Here is an 18,609-nt window from a genome sequence, read left to right on the forward strand (position 1 = left end):
GGTTCAGGCCTTTCGTCCGCGCCGGCGGTACCAGAAAGTCCCGGCCGCTCCGGCGGCCAGCAGGACGCCCCCGACGACCGACAGTTGCAGGGCACTCCCGCCCGAAGACACCGCGGCGACGGTCCGGGCGGACGCGGGGCGGGAACCGGTGCCCGTGCCGGCGCTGATGGCCCAGTCCGCCGACTCGTGCGTGGCGTCGTACACCGCTTTCTGCCCATCAGGGCCCCTGGCGAGGGTCCGGTAGGCCTCGTGCAGGTCGGTGAGCATCCGCGACGTCACGGTCACCGTGCTCACCGGTTCGGGGCAGGTGAACAGCACATCGGCGCCGCCCGAGGCCGGGTCGCCACTCACGCTGGCCTCGCCCTCGCAGGGCCGCCCGTCCTGGGTCACGGTGATCCGCTCGGTCAGGTACCCGGCGAACTCGGGAGCCCCAGCCAATGCCTCAGCGTCGGAGGCCTCGTAGATCACCGCGCCGTCCAGCATCACCCGGTCCTCGGGGAGCACGCCGAGGGCGATGCCGAGCAGGGTCAGGTCATCGGTACCGCCAACAAGCCAGCGGACCCGCACACCGTGATCGCCCTCGCCTGCGACCACGATCTGCTGTGGGGCACCGAACGGATGCGCCGAGGCCGAATCCGGAACCAACACCCCCATCAGCACCAGTACGAGTACGCCGCAGAAGCAACGCCAGACGTGGCGCAGGGCACGGCACAGGGCAGACACAACAGACTCTCACTCGCTCGGAGACCGACCGGAAACGCAATGACTGTTGTGGCCGCACATGACCAACGAGGTCACGGGAACTGAGCGAACCCTTACGGAGAGATTGCCGGACCACGAAACCATGAGCCCTTGTCATCGTGGGTAGCGGACGCCTTCGGCGGCTTGGAGGACGAGGATGGCCTGCACGATCCGGGTGGTGCGGCGGGCAGCGGCGCTGCTTGCTCAGGACCTTCCACGCCTGCTGGGCGGCCTCCCAATCGGTCAGGGCGGGTAGCATTTTGTCACTGGGCGACAGGTCCCTCATCAGAGTTGCGGCGTGGAAACCCGGCCGTTCAGGGCCGGTAGGAAACGCCGCCGCCTCCCCTCAACGACGCCGCTCGATCAGCTACGCGGAATCGTCGGCGGCCCTGATCGAATGGAAACGCGGCGAGGAACTGACATCCTCAACGAGGTGTCCAGCGTTCCGCTGCAACAACCGACCCACCGACCGCCAGGCCACTGAAAGCCCTACCAGCCACAGCCCACCACCGATGAAGCGGCCATTCCCCGCGGAGGCGACTCCAGCCGATCGCGCGCACGAGGTCGTTAGGAAAGTCCGGACTTCCAACTGATCTTGCGTTGGGGAGGCGGGCGCTCGCCGCCTGAGCCCGGCGCGACCTCTTGAGTCTCGTCTGAGTTCTGGGCGCTTCGTCCGGCGGGCGGGGTCCGTCGGCGTCACTGGCCTCGAGGCCGGCGTCCTGCGTCGGCCCTTACCGGGTAATTTCGTCCGCGCCGGTTGCTGTCAGCGTTGCTGTCGACAGCACTGACGAGGTCTCCTTGCTTCGTCAGGGGATGTGGGAGCGATGAGCGCTTCCGGCGGCGAGATGCTCACCGACGTTGTGGAGCAGGCCCACGTCACGTCGGGGTGGTCGGACTGACCGGGTTCTGCCATCCTGGCCCGGTGAGGCCCAACCTGGAGAGGATCCCGGGGACGCAGGACCGGCTGGCGGAGGCGATCCTCTCGCGCGCGCCGCGACGCATGGATCAAGGGTTCGTCCGTTCCCTTGATCCCTCTGCTGCACTCGCCCTCGGGCGATACGGCGTCCGCCTCGCCACACTGGCACTGAGGCAAAACTCTTCCGACCTACTACGCCGTTCACTGCTGGCAACAGGGCTCGCCGGGTGTTTGGAGCCGAATGACGGCCGGGACCTCCTGGTGGGTTTGGCATTGCCGTGGATCGTGGCACAGCAGCTCGGGGCATCCCCAGCCACGGTGTTCGCCACCGTCGGCGACAGTCTTCCGGATGGCCCGGTCGCCAAACTGTTCAAGGCCTTCGGTGCCCGGACAGACCTCACATTGGAAGCCTTTGGCTGGGAGCTGGTCACAACCGCCAGCGGCCCGGATTTCCGCCCGCTGTACTGACCACCAGGAACACCCGGCGGCATCCACGGGGCACCGCGTGCGCCCGGGTGACTCCTTGACCCCAGGCAACCGAGGCAGCCTCGTGAGGCCCGCACCTCCTGCGCGTGACGCTGCGGCTTGGCCACCTGGAACGCGACCCCGCTGCCGCTGGCAGCGGGGTCGTGCCGTGGTGCAGGTTGGCAGCGTCCGGCTCGAGTGGCTCTCCCCATGACCGCTCGAGCCGGACCCTTGCCCTGCCAGGTTCCCGCCATCCCCGTGGATCAGAGTCGCCGCTTCTATGGTGCGTCGACAACCTCGCGGCCAAGGGGCCAGAACGCGGCCGGGACGAGCTTGAAGTTGGCGATGCCGAACGGGATGCCGATGATCGTGAGGCAGAGCGCGATGCCGGCGATGATGTGGGCCAGGGCCAGCCACCAGCCAGCGAGCACCACCCAGAGGACGTTGGCCAGCCCGGAGGCGATCCCAGCGCCTGGCTTGGGCACGACGGTGCGGCCGAAGGGCCACAGGGAGTAGACGGCCAGGCGCAGGGAAGCGACGCCGAACGGGATCGTGATGACCAGCACGAAGCAGATCAGCGCGGCGATACCGTAGCCGGCGGCGAGCACGAAGCCACCGCCAAAGACAAGCCACAGCACGTTGAGCACGAACCGGATCATGTCTCCCAGCATGACCACCGCCCGCCACTCCGGGTGGCAGCTGGCGGCAGCGACCGTCGCCCGGGCGAGGAGGAACTCGCCAGCGGCGAGACCGCTGGGGCAGCGGACGACGTTCGGGCGTGGGTTAGGGCGTGTTGTGAAAGTGCAGGTCGCGGGGGCTCGTTGGGAGGCGCGAGACGGCGATGTGATGAGGTGGATCGCGATCGCGGCGGGGCAGGCGACGGCTATAGCCTGCATGCCATGCCCGTTTCGCGACCCGCAACTTCCTCGCCCCGTCCGCATGGCAACCGCCACCTGCTTCCGGAAGATCTGGACGCGATGCTGACCACAGCCGTGCAGGAGGCGTCCGACATGTCAGACGCCGACGCCGACCAGCTCACCGACAAGCTTCGAGGGCTGGTCCGGCCGGCTTGGTTGCTCAGCCCGGCTGCCGACCGCGACCCAGGGGAGCCTGGAGACATAGGCAGCTCGCGCATCGGCGGTCTGCCGGACCTGCCTCAGACATGGCAGTGGCCCACCGCTCGGCTCAAGCCCTGCCCAGGCGACACGCCAGGTCCCACGGAAGCCGCGCTGGCATTCACCGCACAGATCAATCTCGCCGAAGTGCCCGGCGCGGCGGACGCGGGGTGGCTGGCGTCAAGCGGCTGGCTGTGGTTCTTCCGTAACGAGAACTGGTCCATCGAGACCGAACCCGACCACGTCGTCCTGCACGCCGACGTCCCCCTGCACGAGCTGCGGACCACACACCCGCCAGCCGATCTGGACTATCTCAGCGATGGTGACACCGGCTTCGCCCCCGACCGGCCGCTGCCCATGAGCCTGCACCGGACGCTGTTCCTGACGGCGAACTACAAGGCCGACTGGCAGAGCCAGGGCTACCGCGTGCTCGCAGAGGCCCTGGACGAGCAGCTCGATGAGGACTGCGCCGGCTTCGAACTGTTCGCGGACATCCAGGATCTCCTGAATCGGGCAGCGGTGGGAGACAGGCCAAGGGAGGCCATGCTCCTGGGACGCCCCACCCCCTGTCCGCCACCGGGGGGAGCATGCCCGTGCGGCCGCTCCGCCCCTTCCGACGTCCCCGGCTATTCCGACGAGGACGGCCCCTGCTCCTGGGCGAGCGACTCACTGCTCGCCCTCTACGCCCGCTGGGGCGACGGACCGTTGGTGTTCACGGCGGACGCCACTGTCATTCCTGCCGTTGACGGGGGCCGCTGGGCGAAGACGCAGGCGTGGGTCTACTAGGGTCTGTTGCGACCATGCTGGTCACAGCCACTCGTTGATGGCCGCGACCAGCACGGTGGCCTCGCAACGGACGGCGAGTTTGTCGTATCGCGTGGCCACCGCCCGGTGGCGTTTCAGCCAGTTGATGCCGCACTCTACCGCATGGCGCTCTTTGTAGTCGTTCTTGTCGAACTTCGGTGGTCGCCCGCCGTGGGAGCCGCGCTTCTTGCGGTTGCGGACCTGGTCGGCCTTCTCGGGAATAGTGCAGCCGATCCGGCGTCTGCGTAGGTAGGAGCGGTTGGCGCGGGAGCCGTAGGCTTCGTCGGCGCGCACCCTGTGAGGTCTGCTGCGGGGTCGGCCCTGCCTGGTGCGGGGGACGGTGGAGTCCACGCTGACGTCCCAGGTGATCAGGCCCTTCGCGTCGGCCTCGGTCTGGAGCTGTTCCAGCATCCGCTTCCATGTCCCGTTGCGCTGCCATCGCCTGAACAGCTCGTACACCCGGTCCCACGGGCCGTATCGCTCGGGCACGTCCCGCCAGGGCGTTCTGGCGCGGGTACGCCACCGTAAGCCGTCGATCAGCTGCCGCCTGGTCCATATCGGCGGCCGCCCCGGCTTCTTACCGCGCGGCAGCAGCGGCTCCAGCCGCGACCACTGCGCATCCGTCAGGTCTCCACGCGCCACAGCATGTGATCATCTACAACCAAGATCCACTTTCGCAACAGACCCTGGTGCTGGTCATCCCCTTGGGTCAGCCAGGCAAAGCCGGCAGGGCAACAGAGGATCGGTCACCTGGTGAGGCGGACGAAGTCGGCGAAGGCGCCACAGGCGCGCCACCACTTCCGGCCGGATCTCGCTCCGCCCGCGACTGGTCGCCGTAGTAAACGAGTTCACCGACCGCCCTCATCCCGGTCGCGCCGCAGATTCTGGTCCTGGCACCGAAGGTGGCCTTGACCTTGTTCATTCGTGATGATGCATCTTGCGGATTGATTGATGCACGCCGATACTGACGAAGGCGTGTCAGGAGGACGACATCGAGTGACCAGCCGATGCGTCACCTAACGGCACATCACGGGGCCACCACCCACCTGGTCCTATCACCTCCGAGGAGGAGACAGTGAGCCTCAAACCCTCGCCATCCCGCCGCCACATCCTCCGATCCAAGCTGCTCGCCGTAAGCGTCGGTCTGCTCGCCACCGCCGCCTTCGCGCCGGCGACGGCCGCAGCGGCCTCCCCCTAGGACTACAGCGCCAGCCAGCTCGCCGCCGTGAACGACGCAGTGCAACGGTCGGGAGTCGAAGGCATCGCCTGGCATGTGGACGAGGCGTCCGGCCGCGTCGTCGTGACCGCCGACAGCACCGTCTCCCGTGCCGAGATCGCGAAGATCAAGCAGAGCGCCGGGGACAAGGCTGGTGCGATCCGGATCGAGCGTGCCTCCGGCGTCTTCACCCCCCTGCTGTCCGCCGGTGACGCCATCTACGGCGGCGGGTACCGCTGCTCACTCGGCTTCAACGTCGTCAGCGGCAGCACCTACTACTTCCTGACCGCCGGGCACTGCGGGGACGTGGCCAACACCTGGTACACCAACTCCAGCCAGACCACGCTGATCGGCCCGACCATCGGTTCCAGCTTCCCGGGCAACGACTACGCGCTGGTGCGCTACGACAACACCTCGCTCACCCACCCCGGCGGGTTCGCCGTCGCGGACGCCTTCGTCGGTGAGTCCGTCACGCGCACCGGGTCGACCACCGGCACCCACAGGGGTACCGTCACCGCGTTGAACGTTTCGGTCCGCTACGTCGGCAAGGGCGGCGGCACCGTTAGTGGCATGATCCAGACCACCGTCTGCGCCGAGCCGGGCGACTCCGGCGGCCCGCTCTACGACGGCTCCAAGGCGCTCGGCATCACCTCTGGTGGCAGCGGTGACTGCCGCTCCGGCGGCACCACCTTCTACCAGCCCGTACGGGAAGCAGCCAACGCGTATGGCGTGACCCTCTACTGATCCACCAGCGAGCGACCAGCAGGGGCTCCCGGCCACGGCCGGGAGCCCCTTCTCGCCGTCATCTGCCACGTCGGTCCGTCGGCCGAGCAACCGGAACACGAGCCGGTGACCCTTCCTTTACGACACAAGGCGTTGATGCGCAGGGTCTCGCTGGACGGGATGGACATCGACGCGGAATGTTCACCTGCCGTGCCGCACTGCGGCGCGATGGGGCCACTCCCCCATCGCGCCGCCTGGGCGAGTCAGATTGGCCGGTCAGGGCAGGCCCCTGTCGCCGGACCGGGTGAGGTCTCGCGCGCCGTGACGAGCGGGTGTGGTTGGCCGGTCATCGCCGACAGTGCGTCAGCGACGGCGTGTGGGTCCGCGCTTCGCGGGTGGTCCCCGAGCCGACCGTCACGCGTTTGGCCGGAGCGTCCAGCTCGACGCTCACGACGTCGTCGTAGACGGCTCGGCACCGAAGCTCACCGCGGGCCGGAGCTGACGGACCCGATGCAGGCGTCGGCGCGCAGACAGTCGTCCTCAGCGTCAGCGGCCTGCCCAGCGGCGCGACGGCGACCATCAGCCCGTCGACGGTCACCGCCGGCAGCCGCCGGGCATCTACTACGTGACCCTCACCGGTACGGGCACGGTGACCACGCAGAGCGCGACGTACGCGCTGACGGTCAACGGCCCGCTCGGCTGCTCGCAGACCAACGGCACGAACATGCCCATCCCCAACCCGGGGGAGGCAAGCAGCACGATGTTCATCTCGGGCTGCCCCGGCAACGCCTCCGCGGCCAGCACCCTGGCAGTGAACATCGTGCACACCTACACCGTCAACCTGTCCAGGGAGGTGGCCGCCGGCTGGTGGAGGCTGGAGGTGCGGGATTGGGCCTACCGCGACACCGGCTACATCAACAGCTGGACATTGAACCTGTAGCCGTACCAGCGACAACAGCGCAAACCCACGCGGCCGGGGCTCCGATTATCGTCGGGCCCGGCTCCGTCATGGCTCAGCTCAGAACACGTTTGCGCACCGGTTGCCGGACCAGGGTGAAGTCCTGCTCGGTGAGGGGGGCAGAGACCTCTGGGGCGAGCATGACTGCGGGCTCTGCTCCGGCAGCCCGGTGTTGGCCATCGTGGTCAGTTCCGCCCGGCCATGACGCCACCGTCGGCGTCCCATACCGCTCCGGTCACCCATCCGGCCCGGTCGGAGAGGAGGAACGCGGCGATGTCCGCGATCTCCCCTGGGGTTCCGACGCGGCCGATCGGATGGAACGAGTCGAAGCCGCTGATGGCTTCGTCGACCTCCTCCTTGGGGATGAAGCCCTCGTAGATCGGGGTGCGTACGACCGCAGGGGCGATCGCGTTCACGCGGATCTTGTGCGGTGCCAGCTCCATGCCCAGGTGCTGGGTCAGGGAGTGCAGTCCGGCCTTGGCCATCGAGTAGGCCGAGGACGGGGTCGCCGCGACCGCCTGGTGCGCCCACATCGACCCGAGGTTGACGATCGCCCCGCCCTTGCCACCGGCGACCATGTTCGCCGCCACCGTCTGGGTGATGAAGAACGTCGAGCGGTTCAGGTCGAGGTAGCTGTCGTAGTCCGCGGCGGTGTGCTCCAGGAACGGCTTGGGCACGAACACCCCTGCGGCGTTCACCAGCAGCGTCGCGTCCGCGTGCTCAGCACTGATCTGCTCGCGCAGGCCTTCCACCGCCGCGGTGTCGGTCAGGTCCACCGTGAGGGTGTGGACTGCTCCGCCGTGCGTAGCGAGGGACTCCTTCGCGGTGGCGAGCTTGTTCTCGTTGCGGCCTATTACGACCACCTCGCCGCCGGCTGCGGCGACACGAGCGGCGGTGGCGTACCCCATGCCGCTGCTGCCGCCGACGACGATCAGCTTGCGTCCGGTGAAGTTCATGTCCGGAGTTCCCATGGTGGCCTTTTCAGGCGGTCTCGTAGATGCGGACCTCAGGCTCGGCCTTCAGCAGCGGTGAGAGCGCTTCGACGACATCCTTGGTGAACAGCTCCGTCGACAGGTAGGCCTGCGCGTTGGCGGTCGTGGCGAATCCGTGCAGCACCTGAACGTCCTCGTCGCGCACGAGCAGCTCCTTGCTGGTTGCACCGGTGACGGTGTCCAGGAACGGCTGCTTGTACTGCTGGTAGACGCCCGCAGCCGCCGATCGGTCCGCCTCGTCGATCTTCAGCGTGATCTCCAGGTAAGCCACGATCGATCTCCTCCGTGTGTTCGTGCGGCAGCCTGTCTGCCACAACCCCACGTTATGGACAGCGTGGCTGTGCCGGTAGGGAGCGGCGGTGAATGGGGGCATAGCGCATGTGTATGGCTACTACTGCTTCGCCAGCCGGTCGGCGAGGATCCGAAGGTCCGGGGCCAGAGCGGAGTTCGGGTCCCACACCGCCTCGTAGAAGATCTCGACCTCGGTCCCCTCGTCCAGCAGCGGCCGATGCCGCGCGTCGGGGGTGGCCAGTTTCGACTGCGGGATCATCGCCGAACCCAGGCCGAGGTTCGCCCACTCCTCCAGGACCCGGTAGCTCGACGCCTCGCCGGGGTAGGCATGCACGGGGAGGTCGTGCGACTGGAGCAGGTCGCGCGTGAAGGTGGTCAGCCCGCACGTGTCCGGCATCAGGATGAGTTGCTTGCCTCCAGTTTCCTTCAGGTCGACCGGCGCATCACCGGTTGGCATCGACTCCACGAGCACGACCGGCTCGGAGTCGATGATGTGGTGCTCGTAGCGCGGCAGCGGCGCCACCGACGGGACCAAAATGAGATCGAGCTCGCCAGCCACCAGTGCGCCCTTCAGCTCGGCCATGTTCGCCTCGCGCAGCACCAGCTGCCGCGGGTTCGGAAACGCGGCCTGGCAGCACACCGCGCTGTAGGCGCTGGCGACGAGCTTCGGGTTGATCAGCGGCGACACGCCCATGCGGATGCTCTCGTCACCGCGTGCGTTCCACCTTTTCGCCTCCGCGGCGATGCCGTCGAGCGCCGTCAGCGCCCGCTCGACCAGAGGAAGGATCTGGGACCCGAACGGGGTCTGGGTGACCCCGCGCGGCGACCGCTCGAACAGACGCTCACCCAGCCGTTCCTCCAGCTTGGCGATACCGTTCGACAGCGCTGGCTGCGTCACCCCGTACGCGCGCGCGGCCGCACTGAACGAGCCCGTCTCCGCCACCGCCTGCGCGTATCGCAGACCCTCGACGCTCAAACGTTCGGCCATAACCCCATCTTATCGCCAGTTTACTGGTCACTTCTACGGGACGTCGTCGTGACACATGCGCTCGGCTTATATCAGGTCGAGCCCATGACCTGCCTGTTGTCCGCGTGGTACGAGAGCGGAGCAACCATGACCAGCGCCGCCGACCACGGTGCACGTCAACGTCGCGGGAGCGCCGCTGCTTCCCGAGCAGGTCGCGGCCACCACGCCCGAACGCGGGTGGGCGCGTATCACTGTCTCGGCGAGCGGGAGCCTGCGACGTTGACGTCGCCGGGCTCTGTGTGGGGGTCGAGGAATGGAGCGTCGTGGGCGGGATCGGCCGAGGCTCTAACGGGCTTCGTCGAGTTGACAATCGCTTTCCATGGTTCTTCCGTCGATCCGGGGCGCCTCGTCATGCTGGAACTGAACGGCAATCTCGCCGACCGCCAACGATTCCTGTTGTTCAGCTACGGGACATTCTTTCGGCCCGCTGCGCGGCGGTCGTCGCCGAGCATTAAGACATGCTTGAACGGGGTGCGTGCCAATTACACGCAAGGGTTCGCCGAGGCGCTTCACTCTCCCCTGTTCTACCGGCCCGGGCGCGCGAGCCACCAACTGGGGGCTGATCGGGAGAGAAAAGCCCAGGTGAGGGCTCTGGTGCCGGGCTCGATCAGCGTCGTGCTCCGGAGATGACGCTGCGGTTCGCACCCCGCAGCCATTCCAGGCTCTTCGGCCATAGCGTTTGATTATGGGCAGATTCCTTCAGCTCACCTACCCGTACCGCTTCAGCGTGCATAGGGTCGATGAGGCTTCAACCCCGGATCATGAATCCCCTCTACATGCATGAGGCGGAGAGCGGAGCAACTATTTTGTCCAGCATCGCCATCACCATGAGGGTCGCCGCAGCTGGGGCGGCGCTCACGCCCGAAGCTATCGAGACCGTGTCGCCGGAGCGGGGCTGGGTCCGAGTGGCGGTGTCAGCGAGCGGGGTGTGCCACGCCGACATCAGTACAGCGGCGGCGCAGGGATTTTCGACGCTGTTCCCTGTCACGCCCGGCCATGAAGTGGCCGGGGTGATCGCCGAACTCGGCGACGACGTCGAGGGATGGAGCGTTGGTGACCGGGTCGTGGTCGGCTGGTTCGGCGGCAGCTGTGGCCACTGCGAGTTCTGCCGAGTCGGCGACGTGGTCCACTGCGCCCGACGCAAGGTACCCGGCCTGGCTTACCCCGGCGGATGGTCGGAGAGCATCACCGTTCCGGCCGACGCTCTCGCGCGGGTACCCGAGGGCATGGATCTCTTCGATGCCGCACCGATGGGCTGCGCTGGCGTGACGACCTTCAACGCGGTCCGCCATGCCCACGTGCGGGCCGGTGGGACAGTTGCCGTGTTCGGTCTCGGCGGCCTCGGGCACCTCGCGATTCAGTTTGCCGCGAAGATGGGATATCGGACGATCGCGATTGCACGCGGGGCAGAACGCGCAGAACTGGCGCGCCAGCTCGGCGCGCACCACTACATCGACAGCACTGCGCAGGCCCCCGGGGCGGCGCTGGCCGAGCTGGGTGGCGCGGACCTCATCGTGAGCACCGCTCCGACGACCGAGCCTGTCGCAGAGCTGCTGAACGGGTTACGTGTCCACGGCAGGCTCACCCTCGTCGGCGTCGACAGCGGCGCGGTCCACGTCCCCGCCGCTCAACTGGTCCTGAAGGGGCAGGTCCTCACCGGCCACCTCACCGGTAGCGCCCGTGACACCGAGGAAGCCATGCGGTTTGCCACGACGACAGGGGTGCGGCCCGTGATCGAGCGGATGACGTTGGAGCAGGCCGGCGAAGCGGTCGCACGCATCAGTGCGGGAGCGGCGCGCTTCCGCATCGTCCTCGACGCGAGCGAGAACCGATGAGCGCGGAGCCCGGGCGCCGGGATGTGATCGTCATTGGCGCTGGTGCCGCCGGTCTCACCGCGGCGAACGCGTTGTCACGCGCGGGGCGGACGGTGCTGGTCCATGAGGCGCGTGACCGGGTAGGCGGGCGTGTCCGCAGTGTCGCCACCTCGCGAGGAACGGTGGATGTCGGGGCGACCTGGTTCTGGCCCGACGAACCCCTCGTCGAGTCCCTCGCCGAGCAGCTCGGGCTCGGTGTCTTCGCGCAGCACCGGGACGGTGATGCGTTGTTCGAAACCATGCAACCGGGGGTGCAGCGCCTGGATGGAAACCCGATCGATGTGGCCGCGTTCCGTTTCGCAGGTGGCGCCCAGGCCCTCGCGCAGCGCCTGGCCGACCAACTGCCCCCGGGAACGCTGCGCCTGGAAGACCCCGTGACCGCCGTGGCGGTGACATCGGCTGGGGTTCGGGTGGACGCGCGTGGCGGTAGCACGCTCGGCGATCACGTCGTCATCGCGGTGCCGCCCGCGCTGGCCGTGGAGCAGATCACCTTCACCCCGGAGCTGCCGGCCGACCTGCGGGGCACGGCCGAACGGACCGCCGTGTGGATGGGTGGGACGGTCAAAGCCGTCGCCGTCTACGACGACGCGTTCTGGCGGGCCGCGGGTCTGTCGGGATCAGCGATCAGCTACGCCGGTCCGTTCCGCGAGTTCCACGATCACAGCGGACCCGAGGCGGCGCCCGCGGCGATCTTCGCGTTCGCCCCGGCCCAACGGTTTGCGCGCTCCGACGGGTCTGCTGTCGAGCGGGCGTTCCGCGACCAGCTCACGCGCATGCTCGGGCGGCAGGCAGACCATGCGCGTGAGATCCACGTCGTCGACTGGAGCCGCGAGCGGTTCACGGTCCCACGACACCCCGCGTACCGGACGTCGACGGACACGTTCGGGGCGGCGGTGTTCCAGCAGCCGGTACACGATCGGGTCCACTGGGCCTCGACGGAGACCGCGACCGCTTATGCCGGACACATCGAAGGAGCGGTCCGCGCCGGCTTGAGCGCCGCCAAGACGATCGCACGAACAATGCGCGGAGAACGACGCTGAGGGCCGACGCTTGGCATTGAGCAGGTGACCCTCAGCGTTGACACCCGCACCGACGAGCTCTCCCCCGAGCTCAAGCTCCCTCGGGAAGCGCCAGCGCTCTCGGACACGTGCAGCACCTCGTTGCTGGGATCGCAGAGCCAGTCACGCCTCGTGCACCTCGTGCTTTCGAGCACTGGACACGGTGGTGGCGGCGTCGCGGGTACTGGCGCGTCTGCGGCGCACCTGCATAAGGCTCCACGCGGCCAGGGCGGCGGCGATGACGATGGCGACGACGAGGAGGTCGGGGACCCTGTTGGCGCCTTGCAGAACGGCGCCCTCGATGCGGGCCTGGTCGGCGGCGCCGAGGACGCCGCCGAGGAGAGTGGTGCCGCCGGTGGCCAGCAGCAGAATTCCGACGGCGACCGTGAGCGCGCCGCCGATGATGCCGGTCCAGGTGTTCCACCACCGGCCGATGGTGACGGCGCGCGGGCGGACGAGGCGTTTCACGAACGGCAGCCGCCCCCACAGCAGGGCGAGAACAAACAGGGGCAGCGCCATGCCCGCGGCGAAGATCAGCAGGACGATTCCGCCGGACAGCGCGTTACCGGCGACGGCGGCGAAGGTCAGCACAGCGCCCAGCAGCGGCCCGGCGCACACCCCGGCCAGGCCGTAGACGGTTCCGAGCGCGTACACGGCGGCGACCGACGTGCCCTCAGCGGCCTTCCGACCGGGCACAAACGGCATCGGGATATTCAGCAGCATGATCACTCCGAGGACGATCACGACGATCGCGGCGACGGTGACCAGGACGAAGCGGTGCTGGTTCACGAGCGCTCCGAGGGTCCCGGCGAGCACCCCGAGCGGGACCAGGGTGGTGATCAGCCCGAGATAGAACACACCGGTGCGGGCGACAAGCGCGGCGGGGCTGCTGAACGCATAGGAGAAGAACGCCGGTAGCAACATCGCCGAGCACGGGCTCAGCAGCGTGAGCACGCCGCCGAGGAAGGCGCCCAGAAGGCCGAGCTCCATGGAGATCTACTCCGCCTGCGCCAGCGCCGTGTCGAGGAACTCGCGGAACGCGCCGAGTGGCTGCGCACCCGACAGCGCGGTGGTCCCGGCGACGAAGAACGGCACGCTGTTGACGCCAAGCTGTTGCGCCGAACGGGTGCTCTCCTGCCCGGCCGCGCGAAGCTTCGGGTCGTCGAGGTCGGCGGCGTACCGGTCGATGTCGGGCACACCCGCCTTCTTGGCGAACGCGATCAGCTTCTCCCTGGGCAGATCCGGGTGCCCGCGCTCCGGTGCGGCGTCGTACACGGCCGTCACGAACTCCATGAACTTGCCTTGCTTCGCCGCCGCGCGCGCAGCGATCGCCGCGTCCTCGGACTGCTCGCCGAAGAACGCCACGTCGTGGAACTCGATGCGCACCTTGCCCGTGTCGACGTACTCCTTGATCAGCGTGGGCAGGGTGTCCCTGCTGAACACCGCGCAGTACGGGCATCGCAGGTCAGTCCACTGGGTGAGCACGACGGGTGCGTCGATGTCGCCGATCGCCATCGGATCGTCGGCGTCCCGGCGTACAAAAACTGGGTCGTCTGTCGCTTCCTCGGACCGTTCCGATGACGCCGACGTCGCAGGTGCCGATGCGCTGGTCGGGCTCTGCCCGGGCAGCGACTGAGCTGCCACCACTACCCCGAGGAACGCGGCGATCACGCCCAGCACGACGTTCAGCCGTCGTGAACGGCGATACTTCGCCTCCATCACTTGCAGTGAGGCCTTTGTCGAAGAGGTCACCCCGCTAGGATACAAGATGAATCCAAAGGGCGGCCTGGCAACGGTACCTCATGACTGGCGACAGCACGCGACCGCCGGGCTCACGATGCCTGCGGGGTGAGTGCGCGGGTGACCATGAGGACGGTGAGTGGGATGAGCGTGATCATCGCGAGGATGGACAGCGCCGAGAAGCTGGTGAGAGCGAGCAGGGGGCCGGCGGCGAATGCTGCGGTTGCGCCGCAGAGGTTCGAGAGCGCGTCAACGCCTCCTTGGGAAGCGGCTCGTGTCTGGGTGGCGACGGCGGTGCTGAACAGTGCGGATCCGGCGACGTTGACGAACGACCAGCCGATGCCGAGCAGGATCAGCGACACGATGATCCACCCGGTGTCGTCGGGTTTCACGGCGCCGATCACGAGCGAGGCGAGGAAGATGACGATGCCAGTGCTGATCGTGAGCCGGTGACCGCGCCGGTCGGCGATCAGGCCCACGAGCGGGGAGAGGGCATACATTCCGGCGATGTGCAGGCTGATCGTGATCCCGATGATGCTGATCGAGCCGCCTTGGTGGGCGACGTGAACCGGGGTCATGGTCATGATCGAGACCATCACCACCTGGGCGGTGAGGATCGCGATCATCGCCACCCGGGCCCGCCGGTTCGTGCGCAGCTCGATGAGCACCTGGCGGATGCGGCCGGGGCGCTTGCCCGCGGGAGTGCTTCGTGGCGTCTGCGCAGACGGTTCGAGCAGGAGGAGAGGGTCGGGGCGCAGCCACACGAACACGACGACGCCGGCGAGGGCGAGGCAGACCGCGGCGATGAGGAACGCGCTGGCGAAGACGGTGAGCCCAGTGGCGGCACCGACGAGTTCGCCGGGCACGCCGAGGTTCGGGCCGAGGACGGAGCCGAGTGTCCCCACCCAGACGACCAGGGCGAGTGAGCGGGCTTTGTGTCGGGGTTCGGCGAGGTCTGTCGCAGCGAATCGTGATTGGAGGCTCACCGCGGAGCCGGCCCCGATCAGGAGGAGGCCGATGAAGAGCGGCACGACCATGCTCCACTGTGCGGCGGCGACCAGCAGCGCTGCGCCGGCGGCGGCCATCCACCAACCGCCGCTGAGGGCGACGCGACGTCCGCGGCGCGCGGCGAGGTTCCCCAGTGGCAGGCCCAGGAGCGCCGCACCGAGTGTGCTGGCGGTACGGGCCAGTCCTGCCCAGGCTTCGTTGTCGGTAACCTCTCCTGCCAGCAGCACGCCGATCGAGGGTGCGACGCCGACGCCGACGGTGCCGATGATCTGCGCGATGACGAGCACTGTCATCGTGCGTCGTTGGACGGCGTCGATGGTCGGACCCGCCGGGGTGAGGGAGGCGCTGTCGGCGCGGGCCGAGCATTGGGGTTCTAGCACGTGATTCCTTGTCTGCGTGACGTATCAGGCGAGAACGTCGCCCAGCAGCTGCGATTCGATGACCCGCTTCGGTGCCGCTCCCACCATCTCCTTGGTGACCATCCCGGCGGAGAACACCTTCAACACGGGGACCGAGGTGATGCCGTACTTCGCGGCGGTCGCAGGGTTCTCGTCGACGTTCAGCTTGAACACGCGCAGCTTGTCGACGTGCTCATCGGCGATCTGCTCCACGATCGGGCTCAGTGCACGGCAGGGCGGACACCATGCGGCCCAGAACTGGACCAGGACCGGCTTGTCGGCGGCAAGGACATCCGCCTGGAAGGATGCGTCGGTGACGGGACGCGCAGTGGACATGGGTGTTCCCTCTTCCTTTAGACGACTGCGGTTTCGCGAGTCGGGCTCGGTTCATCTCGGCTGGAGGCATCCGCATGCGCCTCCACGGCACGCGAGAGAACGGCATCGGGCAAAGAGGCCAGGAAGTGTTCGGCGTCCAGTGCTGCTGTCGCGCCGGAACCGGCGGCCGTGATCGCCTGCCGATAGTGCGGGTCGATGACGTCCCCGGCGGCGAAGACCCCGGGCAGCCCGGTCCGGGAGCTGCGCCCCTCGACGGCGATCGTGCCCTGTTCGGTGTCGGTGGTGTTCATCAGCTCACCGCCCGCCTCGACCGAGGAGGCGACGACCAGCGGGTGAAGGTTCGCGCGGGCCGCGTAGACCGCAGCGGTGTAGCCGGCCGGCCCTGAACCGATGATGATGAGCTGCCTCACGGGCACTCCTTCCTCTCGCGCCCGTCCGATGGGTGCTTCCCGAACAACGCCTGTCACCAGCGTTGGATTCCAGCAGGACGCAACTTGTATCCTAGATACCGAGGCTCGTTCCCGCCAGTCGGGTGGCGGCCCGGTATGCTGGGCCGGTTGAATGCCAGTTGCACTGAAACGGAAACAAGATGTTCCGAGGGGAGGGGCCGCACGTGACGTCCGCTGCTGGCGAGTCAGCCACCGACCAGGCGTACCGCAGGATTCGCGATGACATTCTCGGCGGCGTGTTTCCCAGCGGCACCATGCTCGGGGAGGCGGCGCTGGCCGCACAGATCGGCGTGAGCCGCACCCCCGTCCGCACCGCCCTGGCCCGGCTGCAGGACGAAGGGTGGATCACGATCTACCCCAAGCGCGGCGCCCTGGTCCAAGGGCTCAGCGACCGCGCGATCAAAGACCTGGCCGACACCCGTCTCATCCTCGAGGTCACCTCCGTTCGACGCGCCTCAAGCCAAGCGCGTGAGATGCTCGCGGACCGTCTCGAGCAGGCGGTCGTCGAACAGGAACGCGCGTTCCGGGAACGCGATCTGGAACGCTTCATCGAACTGACGATCGCGTTCCACCGATCGTTCGTGGAGTCCAGCCGCAACGAGGTCATGCTGGAACTCAACGACCGCCTCGCCGACCGACAACGGTTCCTCCTGTTCAGCCACGGAGAACGCCTACTCGCACGGTGTCAGGCCATCATCGCCGAGCACCAACACCTGCTCGCATCCCTGCGCACCGGTGACATCACCGGTTTCGGCGACGCGCTCCGCTCCCACCTCAGCGACAACTACGGCAAACCACTCGACCCCGTATGCCCGCCACCGTGACTGTGTGCGCTCACCTCCCGCTCGATCCCCGGCACCGGCGGTCTTCTCCAACTGCGGGGAGTCGGCCTTGACGGTGTGGACCTCCCAGGGCTCGTTGCCAGGGCCGCGTACCCGGACCTTGTCCCGGAGGGCGTAGCAGCACTCGGTGTTGTTCTCCCCCAGAGTGATCAGACCGGCGTCTGTGAGGCGCGTGGTGGCGGCGTTGACCTCGTCGGTGCCGAACACCTCGACGCCCAGGTGGTGATGAATGGATGGCCTCTCATCGCCATACCCGGTTCGCCCGCCCTGGCCGACGCCCGTGAACGTCCCCACCTGCCCCGGCGTCCGAGGCGACACCCCACCCGCACGCCGGTATGGGCGACGGGGAACATAGGGCATGCTCGAAGGCCTTGACGACATCGAGTGGCGGCGGCTCGGCCACGCCTACGGGGCAGCCGACGACCTGCCCGGCCAGATCCGCGCCCTGCGATCGCCCGATCCTGCTGAACGAGACGAGGCCCTCGGTACCCTCTACACCAACATCTTCCACCAGGGCAGCCGGTTCCAGGCGAGCGCCTACGCAGTGCCGTTCCTGCTGGAACTGCTCGCCGACCCCGCCACTCCGGACCCGGCGGCGATACTCGCCCTGCTGACCTCCCTGGCGGTCGGCTACGACGAGAACTTCCTGCCGGACGGTTTCCCGGTGACCGACCAGCGCCGGGCCGCCGAAGGCGGGCGAGAGCTGCTCGCCGCGAAGCCGCCCCCCTGGACCGGCGAGGACGAGGCGAAGAAGGAGTACGTCGAGTACGCGTACGTCCAGTCCCTGACCGCAAAGGAGCAGAACCGGCTGTGGTCGTACATCGAACTGGCGGTGTACGACGCGGTACGGGCCGGGGTGCCGCTGTTCCGTAGCCTGCTGGGCCACCCTGATCCAGGGGTGCGAATCGGGGCGGCGCACGCCCTCGCCTGGTTCCCGGAGGAGGCCACCGGTAGCCTGCCCACGCTGACCCACGCGACCGCGGCCAGACTGGAGCCCGACCGGGCGGAGGTCGTACCGGAGCCCGATGCGGTGGCCACCATGCTGGTGGCCACCGGGTTGCTCGGCGCCGCGCCGGACATCCGGTTTCTGGCCGACCCGCACCCGCTGGTCCGCTGGGCCGCCGCGATCGGGCGGGCCCGGGTACTGGGTGCGGAGGCCGACGAGGCGACCGTTGACGAGCTGTTGGCCTGGGCAGCCGCCCCGCCCGATGACACGGCGAACCCGCCGGCGGACGCGGGGTGGGTGCCGTTCCTCAATGGAGAGCTGGGCGGGTACGCCGGACTCGCCCTGCGGCAGCTCGGCCCCCAGCACACGGACCGCGCCTTCGACGCGCTGCTCCGCCGGCTGCACACCGTCAGCGGCGACCAGTCGTTGACCGTGCTGGGAGAGGCGTTGCGCCTCGCGTTCCCGGATGGGCCGCTGCCGGCGGCGACGCCCCCTGCGGCGTTGACGCCACGACAACGACGACTCGCCGAGGTGCTGAGCCGGTCACCCGTTCCCTGGCTGATCGACGGGCAGGACTTCGGCAACGTCGCCGAGCTCGTTGACGAGTACGGGCTGCCGGACAGCCGTGAGGCGCTGCTCGCGTACCTCGCGCGTCTGCCGTAGACCGCCGCGTGCCGGTCGCAGAACATGCTGGACACCTGCGCCTACCA

General features: G+C 68.3%; 19 protein-coding genes and 2 pseudogenes. 9 read left to right on the top strand and 12 right to left on the bottom strand.

Annotated elements, in window-relative coordinates:
- Positions 1 to 3: 3 nt before the first annotated feature.
- A complete protein-coding gene (locus ACZ6Q9_RS24345) occupies positions 4 to 660 on the bottom strand; it encodes a hypothetical protein (RefSeq protein ID WP_393268720.1) in 657 nt (218 codons plus the stop codon).
- Between the two features lie 1,003 nt (positions 661 to 1,663).
- Between ACZ6Q9_RS24345 and ACZ6Q9_RS24350 the strand changes: the two genes are divergently transcribed.
- Positions 1,664 to 2,125: a hypothetical protein gene (locus tag ACZ6Q9_RS24350; protein ID WP_393268721.1), complete on the top strand. Its 462-nt coding sequence runs from the start codon at positions 1,664 to 1,666 to the stop codon at positions 2,123 to 2,125.
- Between the two features lie 275 nt (positions 2,126 to 2,400).
- On the opposite strand, the gene ACZ6Q9_RS24355 is transcribed toward ACZ6Q9_RS24350, so the two are convergent.
- Positions 2,401 to 2,781, bottom strand: a complete 381-nt coding sequence (locus tag ACZ6Q9_RS24355; RefSeq protein WP_393268724.1) for a YccF domain-containing protein — start codon at positions 2,779 to 2,781, stop codon at positions 2,401 to 2,403.
- 192 nt (positions 2,782 to 2,973) lie between these two features.
- Here ACZ6Q9_RS24355 and ACZ6Q9_RS24360 point away from each other — a divergent pair, with 192 nt between their 5' ends.
- Positions 2,974 to 4,023 (top strand): DUF1963 domain-containing protein, encoded by a 1,050-nt coding sequence (locus tag ACZ6Q9_RS24360; RefSeq protein WP_396829651.1) that lies wholly within the window; start codon positions 2,974 to 2,976, stop codon positions 4,021 to 4,023.
- Positions 4,024 to 4,044: 21 nt separating this feature from the next.
- Here the strand turns inward: ACZ6Q9_RS24360 and ACZ6Q9_RS24365 are convergent, their stop codons facing one another.
- Complete coding sequence (locus ACZ6Q9_RS24365) at positions 4,045 to 4,683, bottom strand: transposase (protein WP_393268727.1); 639 nt, start codon at positions 4,681 to 4,683, stop codon at positions 4,045 to 4,047.
- Between the two features lie 571 nt (positions 4,684 to 5,254).
- Here ACZ6Q9_RS24365 and ACZ6Q9_RS24370 point away from each other — a divergent pair.
- From ACZ6Q9_RS24370 to ACZ6Q9_RS24380, 3 genes and pseudogenes are all read left to right on the top strand, one after another.
- Positions 5,255 to 5,395: pseudogene (locus tag ACZ6Q9_RS24370) on the top strand (alpha-lytic protease prodomain-containing protein); the annotation flags it as partial.
- A 78-nt stretch (positions 5,396 to 5,473) separates the two neighbouring features.
- On the top strand, positions 5,474 to 6,001 hold the full coding sequence (locus tag ACZ6Q9_RS24375; protein WP_396829712.1) for a S1 family peptidase: 528 nt from the start codon (positions 5,474 to 5,476) through the stop codon (positions 5,999 to 6,001).
- A 604-nt stretch (positions 6,002 to 6,605) separates the two neighbouring features.
- Positions 6,606 to 6,920, top strand: a complete 315-nt coding sequence (locus ACZ6Q9_RS24380) for a proprotein convertase P-domain-containing protein (protein WP_393268733.1) — start codon at positions 6,606 to 6,608, stop codon at positions 6,918 to 6,920.
- Between the two features lie 203 nt (positions 6,921 to 7,123).
- Here the strand turns inward: ACZ6Q9_RS24380 and ACZ6Q9_RS24385 are convergent, their stop codons facing one another.
- From ACZ6Q9_RS24385 to ACZ6Q9_RS24395, 3 genes are all read right to left on the bottom strand, one after another.
- Positions 7,124 to 7,909 carry an SDR family NAD(P)-dependent oxidoreductase gene (locus ACZ6Q9_RS24385; RefSeq protein WP_396829652.1) on the bottom strand — a complete coding sequence of 262 codons (786 nt, stop codon included), beginning with the start codon at positions 7,907 to 7,909 and terminating at the stop codon, positions 7,124 to 7,126.
- 10 nt (positions 7,910 to 7,919) lie between these two features.
- The gene (locus ACZ6Q9_RS24390) at positions 7,920 to 8,201 is read right to left on the bottom strand and encodes a hypothetical protein (RefSeq protein WP_393268739.1); all 282 of its coding nucleotides are present in this window, start codon (positions 8,199 to 8,201) and stop codon (positions 7,920 to 7,922) included.
- A gap of 120 nt (positions 8,202 to 8,321) precedes the next feature.
- Positions 8,322 to 9,209, bottom strand: coding sequence for a LysR family transcriptional regulator (locus tag ACZ6Q9_RS24395; protein WP_393268742.1), 888 nt, complete (start codon positions 9,207 to 9,209; stop codon positions 8,322 to 8,324).
- Positions 9,210 to 10,009: 800 nt separating this feature from the next.
- On the opposite strand from ACZ6Q9_RS24395, the gene ACZ6Q9_RS24400 reads away from it, so the two are divergent.
- Both ACZ6Q9_RS24400 and ACZ6Q9_RS24405 read left to right on the top strand, forming a co-directional pair.
- On the top strand, positions 10,010 to 11,083 hold the full coding sequence (locus tag ACZ6Q9_RS24400; RefSeq protein ID WP_396829653.1) for an alcohol dehydrogenase catalytic domain-containing protein: 1,074 nt from the start codon (positions 10,010 to 10,012) through the stop codon (positions 11,081 to 11,083).
- Entirely contained in the window at positions 11,080 to 12,162 is a 1,083-nt protein-coding gene (locus ACZ6Q9_RS24405; protein ID WP_393268747.1) for a flavin monoamine oxidase family protein, read from the top strand. Before ACZ6Q9_RS24400 ends, ACZ6Q9_RS24405 begins: the two co-directional genes overlap by 4 nt.
- Before the next feature lie 141 nt (positions 12,163 to 12,303).
- On the opposite strand, the gene ACZ6Q9_RS24410 is transcribed toward ACZ6Q9_RS24405, so the two are convergent.
- The 5 genes from ACZ6Q9_RS24410 to ACZ6Q9_RS24430 all read right to left on the bottom strand — a co-directional run bounded on the left by ACZ6Q9_RS24410 (position 12,304) and on the right by ACZ6Q9_RS24430 (position 16,078).
- The gene (locus ACZ6Q9_RS24410) at positions 12,304 to 13,170 is read right to left on the bottom strand and encodes a cytochrome c biogenesis CcdA family protein (protein ID WP_396829654.1); all 867 of its coding nucleotides are present in this window, start codon (positions 13,168 to 13,170) and stop codon (positions 12,304 to 12,306) included.
- A 6-nt stretch (positions 13,171 to 13,176) separates the two neighbouring features.
- Positions 13,177 to 13,899, bottom strand: coding sequence for a DsbA family protein (locus ACZ6Q9_RS24415; protein ID WP_396829714.1), 723 nt, complete (start codon positions 13,897 to 13,899; stop codon positions 13,177 to 13,179).
- 113 nt (positions 13,900 to 14,012) lie between these two features.
- Complete coding sequence (locus tag ACZ6Q9_RS24420) at positions 14,013 to 15,221, bottom strand: MFS transporter (protein WP_396829655.1); 1,209 nt, start codon at positions 15,219 to 15,221, stop codon at positions 14,013 to 14,015.
- 111 nt (positions 15,222 to 15,332) lie between these two features.
- Positions 15,333 to 15,662 carry a thioredoxin gene (gene trxA / locus ACZ6Q9_RS24425; protein WP_396829656.1) on the bottom strand — a complete coding sequence of 110 codons (330 nt, stop codon included), beginning with the start codon at positions 15,660 to 15,662 and terminating at the stop codon, positions 15,333 to 15,335.
- Positions 15,663 to 15,679: 17 nt separating this feature from the next.
- On the bottom strand, positions 15,680 to 16,078 hold the full coding sequence (locus ACZ6Q9_RS24430; RefSeq protein WP_393268754.1) for an FAD-binding protein: 399 nt from the start codon (positions 16,076 to 16,078) through the stop codon (positions 15,680 to 15,682).
- A gap of 197 nt (positions 16,079 to 16,275) precedes the next feature.
- Between ACZ6Q9_RS24430 and ACZ6Q9_RS24435 the strand changes: the two genes are divergently transcribed.
- A complete protein-coding gene (locus tag ACZ6Q9_RS24435; RefSeq protein WP_393268756.1) occupies positions 16,276 to 16,935 on the top strand; it encodes a GntR family transcriptional regulator in 660 nt (219 codons plus the stop codon).
- 30 nt (positions 16,936 to 16,965) lie between these two features.
- Here ACZ6Q9_RS24435 and ACZ6Q9_RS24440 read toward each other — a convergent pair.
- A pseudogene (locus ACZ6Q9_RS24440) lies at positions 16,966 to 17,181 on the bottom strand (glyoxalase/bleomycin resistance/dioxygenase family protein); the annotation flags it as partial.
- A 130-nt stretch (positions 17,182 to 17,311) separates the two neighbouring features.
- Here ACZ6Q9_RS24440 and ACZ6Q9_RS24445 point away from each other — a divergent pair.
- Entirely contained in the window at positions 17,312 to 18,562 is a 1,251-nt protein-coding gene (locus ACZ6Q9_RS24445) for a hypothetical protein (RefSeq protein ID WP_396829657.1), read from the top strand.
- Positions 18,563 to 18,609 lie beyond the last annotated feature (47 nt).

The sequence above is a fragment of the Micromonospora sp. NPDC049139 genome, from assembly GCF_055586845.1.